Consider the following 13,147-nt stretch of genomic DNA (forward strand, 5'->3'; position numbering starts at 1 on the left):
CTGGGGCCTCAGACGTCGAGTTCTTCTTTCACGAACTGCGCATTTTCCTGAATGAACTGGAAGCGTGCGTCGGCGCGCTTGCCCATCAGGCGTTCGACCAGGTCTTCGATGCTGGTTTCGGCGTCGGGGACCGTGATGCGGGCCAGGGTCCGCTTCTTGGGATCCATGGTGGTCTCCTTGAGCTGGGAGGCCATCATTTCGCCCAGGCCCTTGAACCGGCCGATCTCGGTCTTCTTGCCCTTGAAGACGGTGCTCAGCAGTTCGTCGCGGTGCGCGTCGTCGCGGGCGTATTCGCTCAAGGGGCCGGCCGAAATTCGGTACAGCGGCGGCAGGGCCATGAAGACCCGACCCTGGCGGATGGTCTCGGGCATGACGCGATAGAAGAAGGTGATCAGCAGGGCTGCGATGTGAGCGCCGTCGACATCGGCGTCGGTCATGATGACAATCCGCTCGTAGCGCAGGTCGTCAATGTTGAAGCGATTGCCCGGCTGGACGCCCATGGCGAGCGCCAGGTCGGACAGTTCGACGTTCTGACGCAGTTTGTCCGCCGTGGCCGAGGCGACGTTCAGGATCTTACCACGCAGGGGCAGAATGGCCTGGGTCGTGCGGTCGCGCGCCTGTTTGGCCGAGCCGCCGGCCGAATCGCCTTCGACAATGAACAGCTCGGTGCCCTGGGCCGACTGGCGGCTGCAGTCCGACAGCTTGCCTGGCAGGCGTAGTTTGCGGGTGGCGGCGGCGCGCTGGACTTCTTTGTCCTTGCGGCGACGCAAACGGTCTTCGGCCCGGTCGATGACGAAGCCAAGCAGGGCGTTGGCCTGTTTGGGGCTTTCAGTCAGCCAGTGATCCAGCGGGTCACGGAGCAACTGCTCCACGATGCGCGTCCCCTCAGGCGAGGACAGGCGGTCCTTGGTCTGGCCCTGGAACTCGGGATTGCGGATGAAGACGCTGATCAGGGCGCCGGCGTTGGCGATGACGTCCTCGGCCGTGATGATGGCGGCGCGCTTTTCGTTGGTCAGTTCGCCATAGGATTTTAGACCCTTGACGAGAGCGGCGCGGAAGCCGGCTTCGTGCGTGCCCCCGTCGGGCGTCGAGACGGTGTTGCAGTAGGACTGGATGAACCCGTCGGATTCGCCGAAACCGATGGGCGACCATGTGACGGCCCATTCGAATGCGCCCGCCTCGCCCTGACGCTCGGCACGGCCGGCGAAGGTGGGGGTGACGGTGTCCAGTTCGCCGATCCGATCAACAAGGGCGTCGGCCAGGCCGCCGGGGAAGTGCAGGCTGGCTTGGGTCGGGGTGGCGTCAGTGATTCGTTCCGGCGCGCAGGTCCACCGGATCTCTACGCCTCGGAAGAGATAGGCCTTGGAGCGGGCCATACGGAACAGGCGGGCGGGCTTGAACGCCGCGCCCATGCCGAAGATTTCGTCGTCGGGCTTGAAGCGGATCAGGGTGCCACGCTTCTTGGACGGGCCGATCTGCTGGATCGGGGCCAGGACGTGGCCGCGGCTGAAGGCCTGTTTCCATTCGAAACCGTCGCGCCAGACCGTGACCTCGACGCTTTCGCTCAGGGCGTTGACGACCGAGACGCCGACGCCGTGCAAACCGCCAGAGGTTTCATAGGCTTTGCCGGAAAACTTGCCGCCGGAGTGGAGGACGGTCATGACGACTTCCAGCGCCGACTTGCCGGGATGTTTGGGGTGAGGATCGACCGGGATGCCGCGACCGTCATCGCGCACCGACAGATAGCCCTCGGCGTCCAGATCGACGGTGATCAGCTTAGCGTGCTTCGCCACCGCCTCGTCCATGGCGTTGTCCAGGACTTCGGCGAACAGGTGGTGCAGGGCGCGCTCGTCGGTGCCGCCGATATACATGCCGGGGCGTTTGCGAACGGGTTCAAGCCCTTCCAGCACTTCAATGGAGGAGGCGGAATAGCCGGTGGCGGCTGCCGTCGTCGCTGTGGCCTGAACAGGTGGCGGCGCGGGGGTTGGGGCGATAATGGGCGCAGCCGCAGGCGGGGTCACCGCAACAGGCTTGGGCGGCTCGGGTTTGCGAGCTTCGGGTTCGTCGTCAAAAGCGAAGAGGTCGGCGGCCATTCAAATAGTCTGAGGCGATTCGGGACCGGGTCTGGTAGGCCCGTGAGGCCGGTCGAGCAAGCGGCGCACGAACCGGGGCCGGATCGAAGGTCACGGCGCGGGCCATAATCGCCAGCATCAGGATCCATGGCAGGTTGGCGTGGGTCAGCAGAACGCTCTCTGACAGGCTCAAAGCGGTGAAGGCGGACAGATAGGAGATGCTCCAGTAGCCTTCGCGCGCACTAAGCCCGTTCGTGCGCGCGATGACGAAGATCGCAGAGATAGCCATGATGGCGCCTACAGCCGCCGCACCGGGCCAGCCCAACTGCACGAGAAGGTCGATCCAGCCGTTGTGGGCGGAGGGGACGGGCCATTGGGTCTCGATGCGGATTTCGCGCGCGGGGATCGAGTCCACGCCCCAGAAGGCGCTGAAGCCGTATCCCGTCCAGGGGCGTTCGGCGACCTTTCGCATCAAGGCTTCCCAGATAAGGGTGCGGCCTGTCAGCGACGGATCTTTACCCAGCGCCTCCAGGATCGCGGCGGAGTCGGAGTTCCACAGCCAGGTTGCGCCCGCCGCAACGATGACGGCAAGCCAGATGCCGATGACGGTGATGACGGCGCCGCCCTGTTTCAACGCCCACCATCCGCCGATCATGCCCAGGCCCAGGCCCCAGCATAGAAGCGATGTCTTGGATTGGGTGGCGAGCACCAGGAGCGTGGTCAGGCCCAATGTCAGAAGGCAGATCCAGAACCGGTGGCTGCGTCCCGCGATATGATCGGCGGCCAGGGTCGCTGCGGCGGAGACGGCGCCCACCACCATGACCAGCCCCATCTGGTTCTTCTCGTACCAGAGGCCGCGCCACAGGCCGGCGTTGTCGAACTGGTGCACACCGACCTTCGGATAGCCGAACACCATGATCAGGCTGCCGACCGCCATCACCAGACAGGTGTACATCAGGACGCGCGGCAGGGCGTCGTCACGGAAGCGGGCGCCAAGATAGATGGCGAAGGCGCTGTTGATCGCCATGGCGATGACACGGCGCTCCGTGACCTCGGGGTCGATGGACCAGTATTTCGAGACGAAGCACAGGGCGACCAGGGCGAACATCATCAGCCATGCCGGCCAGGCGCGGATGACCTTGTCGAAGCGAAAGACGATCAGGCCGGCGATGACGGCATAGACCGGCAACCAGATGAACCGCAGGATCGGCGTCTCGACCTGGGTCGGCGCGATGACGGGCGCGATAAGGGCGCCGGTCAGCATGAAGACGACGAAGCCGGCCGCCCACTGTTCCCACAGCGGCGGAGAATCATCCGGGATATGAACGGGCGGTTCACGCACGGGCGCACAGTCCTTTGCGTCGCTTAAGGAACCGTGAGCGCGGCGGTGAAGGCGGCGAGACCTCGTTCCAGATCGGCGATCAGTTCTGAGGGGTCTTCCAAACCGACATGCAGTCGGATCAGTTCGCCCTCAAGCGCGGGCGGATGGTTGCGGTAGTCCATCTGATGGGTTTCGTGAGTGATCAGGCTTTCGAACCCACCCCAGGAATAGCCCAGACCGAATAGGGTCAGGGCGTTCAGCAACGCCTCGCCCGCCGCCCTGTCGCCGCCTTTCGTGACCACGCCCATCAGGGACGCGGCGCCGGTGAAATCTCGCCGCCACAGGTCATGGCCGATCGAGCCGGGCAGGGGTGGGTAAAGGACGCGGGACACCTCGGGTCGAGCGTGCAGCCACTCCGCGACGATCAAGGCCGACCGCGCCTGTTCGGCATAGCGCAGCGGCAGAGTCCGCAGGCCGCGCAGCGCCAGCCAGGCGTCGTCGGGCGACACATGCCAGCCAAGATCCTCGATAGTATCGCCGATGGCGCGCAGGCAGGCGGGATTGTTTGAAGCGATACTGCCCATCAGCACGTCCGAATGACCGCCGACATATTTGGTCACGGCCTGGACACTGACATCCACGTCATGGGCCAGCGGACGATAGGCCAGGCCGGCGGCCCAGGTATTATCGACCACCGTCAGGACGCCTCGTGTGCGGCAGGTCTGGGCCACGGCGGCGACATCGACCATTTCGAATGTGAGAGAGGCTGGCGACTCCATCAGCACCAACCGCGTGCGTTCGCCGATGGCGGCCAGAACAGCCTGCGCGTCTGCGTCTGCGGGCAAAAAGCGGGTCGTGACGCCGCGGGTCGATTGATACCGGCTCAGGAACCGGCGCGTCGGACCATAGACGGCGTCTGTCGTGATCACCTCGTCGCCCGGTCTCAAAAGCGCCAGCAGCGAAACCGTGACGGCAGCAAGACCCGACGGAACCAGAAAGGCGTCTTCTGCCCCCTCCAGGTCGGCCAGGGCGCGGCGGAGATCGCGGGCGGCGCTGGTCCCGCTGAGGCCATAGGTCGGCCCGTCCGTCTCGTCGCGCATGACGGCCGCGCTGTCGCTCAACATCGTCGAGGCGCGTTCGATCGGTGGATTGACGCCGCGCCGACCCTGGCCGCGTCGCGTGGCAGCGGCGATCAGGCGGGTGCGGTCCGAAAGCGGCGACATGGCCCCTCCGATGGGTTGCGGATCGGCCCCTAAAGGCCTCTAAAGCCAGCGGGGCGCAAGCGGCGAGGGATAGGAACGCGATGCGGTGCTGGACGATCGGAGCGATGGCCGTTGTGCTGATGACGACGGCTTGCGGGCGCAAGGACGCCAGCCCTGCGCCGGAAACCGGCCCCGCCACGCCCGCGCAAGCGTCTTCGACTGCGGTCGGAAAAAGCCCGACGCTGGCCGCCATCAAACGTCGGGGTCGCCTGAACTGCGGCGTGCATCAGGGGTTAGTCGGCTTTGCCTACACCGACAATCGCGGCCAGTGGCGCGGCTTCGACGTGGACTTCTGTCGCGCCACGGCGGCGGCGGTGCTGGGCGATGCCGATGCGGTGCGGTTCGTGCCTCTGTCGGCGTCGGATCGTTTCACGGCGCTGAACGACGGCCGCATCGATGTGCTCTGGCGCAACTCGTCCTGGACGATGAGCCGCGACGCGGGCGAGGGGTTCGTCTTCGCCGGTATCAACTATTACGACGGCCAGGGCTTTCTGGTCCGGCGCTCGCTGAACCTGAACAGTGCGACAGAACTGACGGGCGCGCGGGTGTGCGTTCAGTCGGGTTCGACGTCCCAGGCCAACGCCGCCGACTATTTCCGGTCTCGCGGCATCGAATATCGGCCCGTTGTGTTCGAGACTGAGGAAGCGGCGCGCGACGCCTATGGCCGTGAAGATTGCGACGCGTTCAGCGCCGACATCTCCGCGCTAGCCGCCGCGCGGACTGTGCTGACCAATCCCAACGAGCATGTGATCCTGTCCGATGTGGCGTCCAAGGAGCCGCTGGGGCCGGTAGTCAAGGCGGGCGACGAACGCTGGGCCTCGACCGTCCGCTGGACCCTAAACGCCCTAATGCTGGCCGAAGAACTCGGGGTCACCAAGGCCAATGCCGAAGATCAGTTCAAGACGACGACGGACCCACGCGTGCGACGTCTTTTGGGCGCCGAGGGCGAGTTCGGACCCATGCTGGGGCTGTCGAACGCCTGGGCCAAGGACGCCGTGGGTGCGGTCGGAAACTATGGCGAAATCTTCGAGCGGAATCTGGGGTCGCAATCGGCGCTCGACCTGGCGCGCGGTTTGAACGCACAATGGAACGCGCGCCCGGCCGGCTTGATCTATGGCCTGCCGATCCGATAAGCGCCGACGCTTGCATCGCTTCCTGGGGGACAGATGACCGAGACGAAACGCGGCGGCCTTGCGCTGCACTGGCTGATGTTGATCGGTTTCGCGGTCGGTCTGATCGGGGGATTGCTGGTCAATCTGACGCTGGGAGCGGATACGGCCTGGGTGGTCTGGCTGACGGACAACGTCACCGGACCGCTGGGTCAGATCTTCCTGCGTCTGCTGTTCATGATGGTGATCCCGCTGCTTTTTTCGGCCCTGGTGGTCGGGGTGGCCGAGATGGGCGACCTCAGCTCGCTGGGTCGCGCGGGGGTCAAGACTCTGTTGTTGACCATTCTGGTGTCCAGCATCGCCGTGGTGATCGGCCTGGTGATGGTCAATGTCTTCCAGCCTGGCCGAGGCGTCGATCCGGTGCTGGCGCAACAACTGCTGGAACAAGGACGTGACGGCGCCGCCGGCATCGTCAGCGGCGCGCCCGAAACCATCCAGCTGGGCGATTTCTTCCTCGACCTGATCCCGTCGAACGTCTTCACCGCTGCCTCCGAGAACCAGATCCTGCCGGTGATGGTGTTTGCTCTGTTCTTCGGCATCGGCCTGGTGATGGCCAAGTCGCCCGCGACCGACCGCTTGCAGCAGGTCATCGAGGGCATGTTCGAAGTCACGATGAAGCTGATCAACCTCTTTATCAAACTGGCCCCCATCGCCATCGCCTGCTTGATGTTCAACCTGGCGGCTTTGTTCGGCTGGGACCTGCTGGTGCGGCTGGCGGCCTATGTCGGCGTCGCGGTGGGCGCGATGGCGATCCACATGTTCGTCGTCTACCCGCTGGTGATCTGGATCCTTGGCGGACGGTCGCCGATCGCGTTCTTCAAGGGCGTGCGCGAGCCGATGGTGGTGGCCTTCTCGACGGCTTCATCCAACGCGTCTCTGCCGGTGTCGCTTAAGGCGGCCGAGCAGGAGCTGAAGCTGCCGCGCAAGATCGCCCGCTTCGTCCTGACGGTCGGCGCCACCGCCAATCAGAACGGCACGGCTTTGTTTGAGGGCGTGACGGTGCTGTTTCTGGCCCAGTTCTTCGGCATCGACCTGACGATCACGCAGCAGATCATCGTCATGCTGGTCTGCATCCTTGGCGGTATCGGCACGGCGGGCGTGCCGGCCGGTTCGCTGCCGGTCGTGGCGATGATTCTGGTGATGGTGAAGGTGCCGCCTGAAGGCATCGGACTGATCCTGGGCGTCGACCGCTTCCTGGACATGTGCCGCACGACGCTCAACGTCACGGGCGACTTGGTTCTGGCGACTGTCGTTTCGCGCGGTGAGGAAGACGAACAGATCGACGCCGACGATGTCGTCCCCGTGGCGCCGCCGGCCTGATCTCAGCGGGTCTCGACGGGGGTGTCCGTTCGGGCGCCCCATTCCGCCCAAGAGCCGTCATAAAGCTGCGACGGACGACCGAGTTCTGTCAGGCCCAGCGTCAGTAATGCGGCGGTCACTCCGGATCCGCAGGTCGTGATGACGGGGCGGCTGATATCCACACCGGCGTCCGCAAAGGCCTGCACCAAAGCTGAGCCACGCTTCATCGTGCCGTCGTCGTTTAGCAATCGGTCGTAGGGGAGGTTGCGCGCGCCGGGCATGTGGCCGCTCCGAACACCGGCGCGAGGTTCGGGCGCCGCGCCTTTGAATCGTGGTGCGCCGCGCGCATCTACGACCTGGGCATCCTGGGCCAAGGCCGCGCGCACGTCATCCAACGAGGCGACAGCATTGGGCGCCATGTTGGCGTAAAAGTCTTTTGCATCTGCGACTGAAGGCCCGGAGACGGTTGGCAGGCCGTCGTCACGCCAGCGCGGCAGGCCGCCGTCGAGCACCTGAACCCTCGTCGCGCCCATCGTCTTCAGCATCCACCAGACGCGCGCCGCCGAGAACAATCCGGCTGTATCATAAACGACGATCTGGTCATCGACGGAGAGGCCCAGCGTCCCGACCGCCGCCCCAAAGGCCTCTGGCGTCGGCATCATGTGGGGCAAAGCGCTGTCGCGATCCGATATCGCATCCAGATCGAAGAAGACTGCGCCAGGGATATGGGCCTGTTCGAAATCGGCGCGCGCGTCGCGGCCGTCCAGATGCCAACTGCTATCGACGATCCGCAAATCGGGCGCGCCCAATCGCGCGGCAAGGTCCATTGTCGAAATTAGCGGGCTCATAGGCGAGACAGGCTCAGTTGGATGACGTCGGTGCGGCGAGAGCGGAATCCGGCCTCGCAATAGGCCAGATAAAAGTGCCAGAGCCGGCGGAATCTTTCGTCAAAGCCGGAAAGCTTGCTGATTTCGCCCCAGGACGCCTGGAAACGTTCATCCCAAAACTTGAGCGTCGCAGCGTAGTCGAGGCCGAACCGTTCCACCGACTGCCATGACAGTCGGGCTTTCGACACGACCGGCGCCAGCCGGTCTTCGGAGGGCAGCATTCCGCCGGGGAAGACATACTTCTGGATGAAATCCGTCCGGGCATTGTATTCGTCGAACAGGTCGTCCTGGATCGTGATGATCTGCAGTCCGGCCTTGCCGCCAGGTTTAAGCACGTCGTGGACCTTGCCGAAGTAAGCGGGCCAGTACTCCATGCCCACAGCCTCGAACATCTCGATGGACGCCACCCGATCAAATCGACCCTGCACATCGCGGTAGTCGATCAGCTGAATATCGGCGCGGTCGCTCAAACCCGCGTTGAACATGCGCTGGCGAGCGAAATCGTGCTGCTCTTTGGAAATCGTGATCCCGGTGACCTTGGCGCCGATCTCGCGCGCCGCGAACTCGGCGAAGCCGCCCCAGCCGCAGCCGATTTCCAGCACTGACATGCTTGGCCGAAGATCCATCATTCGGGCCAGGGCGGCGTATTTCTCACGCTGCGCCACCTCCAACGCCTCACCATCGCGGCTGAAGCGGGCCGATGAATATGTCATCGTGCCGTCCAGCCACTGGGAATAGAAGGCGTTGCCCAGATCGTAGTGGGCGTGAATGTTTTTCTTCGATCCGGTCTTGCTGTTACGATTGGTGCGGTGGCTCAGCCAGTTGACCACCCACATGATCAGGTTGCCGTCGAACAGGCGCCGGATGTGATCGTAGTTGTCCACCAAGGTTTCGAGCAGACCGGCCAGGTGCGGACTGTCCCACTCGCCCGCGATATAGCCTTCGGCGAAGCCGATATCGCCGGCCGCCAGGACGCGGCGTGCAAACCGATAGTCGCGCACGGTCATCATGCCGCTGGGACCCGGCCGCTTGCCTTGAAGCACATGGGTCTCGCCATTGGGCAGTTGCACGGTCAAGCGGCCGAAGGTCCAGTTGGCGGCCAGAAGCCGCAGCAGCATGGCGAACACGCGCGGTGTTCGGCTGGCGACGGCTTCGATATCGGCGTGTGCGACGCTCATCTTTTGACTTTCAACGCGGAATACAAAGGGGGTCAATCACGGTCGCTGTGGTCGTCGCCGCGACCGGAAACGGTCTTCAGGGCAGCGAGCGCCCGGGCGCGGCCCTTCTCGTGTTCGACGATCGGTTTGGGGTAATCGCGCCCTAGAACGATTCCGGCGTCACGCAGCACTTCAGCGGGTGCGCTCCAGGGTGACTGTAGCCAGCGGTCCGGCAGGCGGCGAAGTTCAGGCACCCACCGACGGACATAGCCGCCGTCGGGATCGAACTTTTCACCCTGCGTGATGGGATTGAAGATGCGGAAGAAGGGGGAAGCGTCTGCGCCAGAGCCTGCGACCCACTGCCAGTTCTGCGCATTGCTGGCCCGGTCGGCATCCACCAGCGTGTCCCAGAACCAGGCTTCGCCTTCGCGCCAGTCGATCAGCAGATGCTTGATCAGGAAGGAGGCGACGACCATCCGAACCCGATTATGCATCCAGCCCGTCGTCCAGAGCTGGCGCATACCGGCGTCCACCAACGGGTATCCGGTCCGTCCCTGTCGCCACGCCTTGAGGCTCGCGTCGTCCTTAAACCAGGGCATGGCGTCATATTCGGGACGGAACGCGCGCTCGGTAAGATAGGGAAAATGGTGCAGCAGGTGCGCGGAGAACTCGCGCCAGCCGATCTCAGCAATGAATTTGTCGGCCTCCGACGATGACACCTTGCCGTCTTTGGCTGCCTGTTGGGCTCGGTCTATTGCACGCCAAGGGCTGATCTCGCCCCAGTGAAGATGCGGCGACAGGCGGCTGTTGGCGCCTTGCCGGTCGGGAAAGTCGCGATCCTTCGCATAGGTCTTCAGGCCGGATGGTATGAACCTGGATAAGGCCTGCGAGGCCCCATCCTCCCCCGGCGTCCAGTCGAAGCCCTTGGACCAATCCGGACGGTGGGGGTGCAGCTTCCAGCCGTCGAGGTCGTCGGATTGAACCGTTTCGGGCGTCTGTATCTGGCGAGGTCCCGTTGTGTGAGCCGGCGCCTCGGCCGTGGACAGCAGAGCTCTCAAGAACGGCGTGAAGACTTTGTACGGCTGGCCCGAACCGTTCAGCACCTCGCCCGGGCGGCAGAGCAGGGCGCCATTGAAGCCACGGCATTCGACGCCGTCCGCCTTGAGCGTATGGGCGATTTCGGCGTCATGCTCAAACGCCTCTGGTTCGAACAGGCGGTTCATAAAAACAACGTCGGCGCCGGTTTCGGCGATCAGCGCCTGAAGCTGGCTCAGCGCATTGCCCTTGCGCAGAATCAGGCGCGAACCGCGATATTGAAGCGCGGCATCCAGCGCCCTCAACGACTTGTCGAGCCACCAGCGCGACGCGGCGCCCATCGGCCGCTCGAAATGTTCGTCTAGAATGTAGACGGGCAGGATTGGTCGCCTGGTCTCCGCCGCGTGGTTCAGGGCGGGATTGTCATGCAGTCGCAGATCGCGGCGAAACCACAGGATGACAGGTTTGGTGGCCACGCGGGCGAACTCCGTGATAACTTGCGCTCATCCCTTCAGAGCGCCACCTGATGGCCCAATAGCTGCGGCAAAAGCCGCCTCCACAACACCGAACGTCGAAAGAGCCGCCTCGTGAGCCGACCCAACGCAGTCATTACGTTGTCCGAAGGTCTTCGGACGCCTGTCGTCATCGGCGGCGGCGCAAGAATCGCCTTCATCGCCGGTCCTTGCCAGATGGAGAGCCGCCAGCACGCGCTGGAGACGGCCCATGCCCTGAAGGAAATCGGCGATCGGCTGAACGTCGGCATCATCTACAAGACCAGTTTCGACAAGGCGAACCGGACCAGCGCCAGCGCCGCGCGCGGTATTGGTCTGAAAGACGCCATGCCGATCTTCGCCGAGATTCGCGAGGTCACAGGCCTTCCGACCCTGACCGATGTCCACTCCGAGGTTCAGTGCGGTCCCGTCGGCGAGGTCGTCGATGTATTGCAGATCCCGGCCTTCCTCAGCCGCCAGACCGACCTGCTGCTGGCCGCCGCCGCCACCGGCAAGGCGATCAACATCAAGAAGGGTCAGTTCCTGGCTCCTTGGGACATGAAGAACGTCATCGCCAAGGTCGTCGGCGCCGGCAATCCGAACGTCATGGCCTGCGAACGCGGCGCCAGCTTCGGCTACAACACTCTGGTCAGCGACATGCGAGCGCTTCCGGTGCTGCGAGAGATCGGCTGCCCCGTCGTCTTCGATGCGACCCACAGCGTTCAGCAGCCGGGCGGGCAGGGCGCGTCGTCGGGCGGTCAGCGCGAGTTCGTGCCGGTGCTCGGGCGCGCGGCGGTGGCCGTCGGCGTCGATGCAGTCTTCATGGAAACGCACCAGGATCCGGATAATGCGCCGTCGGATGGCCCAAACATGGTGCCGCTGAGCCAGTTCGAGGCCCTGGCCGCCGAACTGATCGCCTTCGACGACCTGGCCATCAAGATCGGGGCCAAGGCGCCGGTGGCGCAGGCCGCCTGAATCCTCTAGGTCGGACCCATGTCTGACACCTTGGATCTGGGCGCCCTTCAAAGCCTGTTGGAGCGCGTGCGCGGCCTGAAGATCGCCTGCGTCGGCGATCTGATGCTGGATCGCTACGTCTATGGCGAGGTGAGCCGCATCTCGCCCGAGGCGCCGATCCCTGTGCTCCGCACCAGCCGCACCGTCGCCATGCCGGGCGGCGTCGGCAACGTCGCGCGTAATATCGCGGCTATGGGTGGGGTGGCGCGGCTGGGCGCCGTGATCGGCGACGACGCGGCTGGAGCGGAACTGACCGCTCTGATCGCCGCCGAGCCGCACATAGAAGACGTCGTGGCGAGGCCGGCAGGCGCGTCCACCATCGTGAAGACGCGCTTCGTTTCGGGAGGGCAACAGCTGTTGCGTTTGGATGACGAGGCTGCGCCGACCTCGATCCAAGATTCGGCTGCCTTTACAAATGCGTCGGTCTATTTGCTCTCAGATTACGCCAAGGGCGTCGTCGGCGATGCACTTCTGGCTTCGGCGCTGAACGCGGCGCAGAAATCCGGTGCGCCGATTGTCGTCGATCCAAAGGGAAGGGATTTCGCTCGCTACGGCGCTGTCGATGTCATCAAGCCCAATGCTTTGGAACTGGCCAGCGCCACAGGTCTGCCGGTCGGCACGGACGCCGAGGTCGAGATGGCGCTTGCCGCCTTGCTGGCGGCCACGACCGCCAAGGCGATCATCGTCACCCGTGCGGGCAAGGGCATGAGCCTGGCGCGGCGCGGCGAACCGGTGAAGCACTTCCCCGGCCGGGCGCGCGAGGTCTTCGACGTGTCTGGCGCTGGCGATACAGGCCTGGCCGCCATCGGTTTGGCGCTGGGCGCCGGCGCGTCGCTGGAGATGGCGGTCGAGTTCGCCATCCTGGCCTCGGGCGTGGTCGTCGGGAAGGCCGGCACGGCCGTGGTTACACCCGCCGAGCTTATCGAAGCCGAACTAAGCCAGTACGCCACCGCTGCGGTATCCAAGGTGACGCCGATCGACGAGCTGGCGGTCGAGGTCGAGGGCTGGCGACGTCAGGGCCTGAAGGTCGGTTTCACCAACGGCTGCTTCGACATTCTGCACCGCGGCCACGTCGCCTATCTGGCCCAGGCGCGCAGCTGGTGCGATCGTCTGGTCGTGGCGCTGAACACCGATGCATCGGTCAAGCGACTGAAGGGCGAGGGGCGCCCTGTGAATGATCTGGACAGTCGCGCCGTCGTCATCGGCGGGCTGGCCAGCGTCGATCGCGTCACCAGTTTCGATGACCCGACGCCGATCGCCCTAATCGAACGGTTGCGTCCTGATGTTCTGATCAAAGGCTCGGACTATACGCGAGAGGGCGTCGTGGGCGGCGATCTGGTCGAAAGCTGGGGCGGCGAGGTCAAGCTGGCGGATTTCAAGGACGGCTATTCGACCACGCGAACGATCGAGAAGATGACAGGGAGCGCGCAGTGACGCCGA

10 protein-coding genes are annotated in these 13,147 nt (G+C 64.5%); 4 read left to right on the forward strand and 6 right to left on the reverse strand.

All coding sequences use genetic code 11. From position 1 onward, the window contains the following. Positions 1 to 8 precede the first annotated feature (8 nt). From AC3WRC_RS08860 to metC, 3 genes are read right to left on the reverse strand one after another with little or no spacing between them, the layout of a single operon-like run. Positions 9 to 2,093 (reverse strand): DNA topoisomerase IV subunit B, encoded by a 2,085-nt coding sequence (locus AC3WRC_RS08860; protein WP_492303598.1) that lies wholly within the window; start codon positions 2,091 to 2,093, stop codon positions 9 to 11. Further along, entirely contained in the window at positions 2,068 to 3,414 is a 1,347-nt protein-coding gene (locus tag AC3WRC_RS08865; RefSeq protein ID WP_492303599.1) for an O-antigen ligase family protein, read from the reverse strand. Before AC3WRC_RS08865 ends, AC3WRC_RS08860 begins: the two co-directional genes overlap by 26 nt. 23 nt (positions 3,415 to 3,437) lie before the next feature. Beyond that, on the reverse strand, positions 3,438 to 4,616 hold the full coding sequence (metC, locus tag AC3WRC_RS08870; RefSeq protein ID WP_492303600.1) for a cystathionine beta-lyase: 1,179 nt from the start codon (positions 4,614 to 4,616) through the stop codon (positions 3,438 to 3,440). A gap of 104 nt (positions 4,617 to 4,720) precedes the next feature. Here metC and AC3WRC_RS08875 point away from each other — a divergent pair, with 104 nt between their 5' ends. Together AC3WRC_RS08875 and AC3WRC_RS08880 are read left to right on the forward strand one after the other, a co-directional pair. Beyond that, positions 4,721 to 5,788, forward strand: a complete 1,068-nt coding sequence (locus AC3WRC_RS08875; protein WP_492303601.1) for an amino acid ABC transporter substrate-binding protein — start codon at positions 4,721 to 4,723, stop codon at positions 5,786 to 5,788. Between the two features lie 33 nt (positions 5,789 to 5,821). Further along, entirely contained in the window at positions 5,822 to 7,144 is a 1,323-nt protein-coding gene (locus tag AC3WRC_RS08880; RefSeq protein ID WP_492303602.1) for a dicarboxylate/amino acid:cation symporter, read from the forward strand. A gap of 2 nt (positions 7,145 to 7,146) precedes the next feature. On the opposite strand, the gene sseA is transcribed toward AC3WRC_RS08880, so the two are convergent. Genes sseA through AC3WRC_RS08895 form a run of 3 tightly spaced genes read right to left on the reverse strand, consistent with a single transcriptional unit; the run spans position 7,147 to position 10,678 of the window. Then, positions 7,147 to 7,950, reverse strand: a complete 804-nt coding sequence (sseA, locus tag AC3WRC_RS08885; protein ID WP_492303603.1) for a 3-mercaptopyruvate sulfurtransferase — start codon at positions 7,948 to 7,950, stop codon at positions 7,147 to 7,149. Between the two features lie 17 nt (positions 7,951 to 7,967). Continuing rightward, positions 7,968 to 9,188, reverse strand: a complete 1,221-nt coding sequence (locus AC3WRC_RS08890; RefSeq protein ID WP_492303604.1) for a class I SAM-dependent methyltransferase — start codon at positions 9,186 to 9,188, stop codon at positions 7,968 to 7,970. A gap of 32 nt (positions 9,189 to 9,220) precedes the next feature. Beyond that, positions 9,221 to 10,678: a cryptochrome/photolyase family protein gene (locus AC3WRC_RS08895; RefSeq protein ID WP_492303605.1), complete on the reverse strand. Its 1,458-nt coding sequence runs from the start codon at positions 10,676 to 10,678 to the stop codon at positions 9,221 to 9,223. 111 nt (positions 10,679 to 10,789) lie between these two features. Here AC3WRC_RS08895 and kdsA point away from each other — a divergent pair, with 111 nt between their 5' ends. Both kdsA and rfaE2 read left to right on the forward strand, forming a co-directional pair. Continuing rightward, positions 10,790 to 11,668: a 3-deoxy-8-phosphooctulonate synthase gene (gene kdsA, locus AC3WRC_RS08900; protein WP_492303606.1), complete on the forward strand. Its 879-nt coding sequence runs from the start codon at positions 10,790 to 10,792 to the stop codon at positions 11,666 to 11,668. A gap of 18 nt (positions 11,669 to 11,686) precedes the next feature. Further along, a complete protein-coding gene (rfaE2, locus tag AC3WRC_RS08905; RefSeq protein WP_492303607.1) occupies positions 11,687 to 13,141 on the forward strand; it encodes a D-glycero-beta-D-manno-heptose 1-phosphate adenylyltransferase in 1,455 nt (484 codons plus the stop codon). Positions 13,142 to 13,147 lie beyond the last annotated feature (6 nt).

The sequence above is a fragment of the Brevundimonas sp. EU05-FHT14B07 genome (assembly GCF_058790795.1).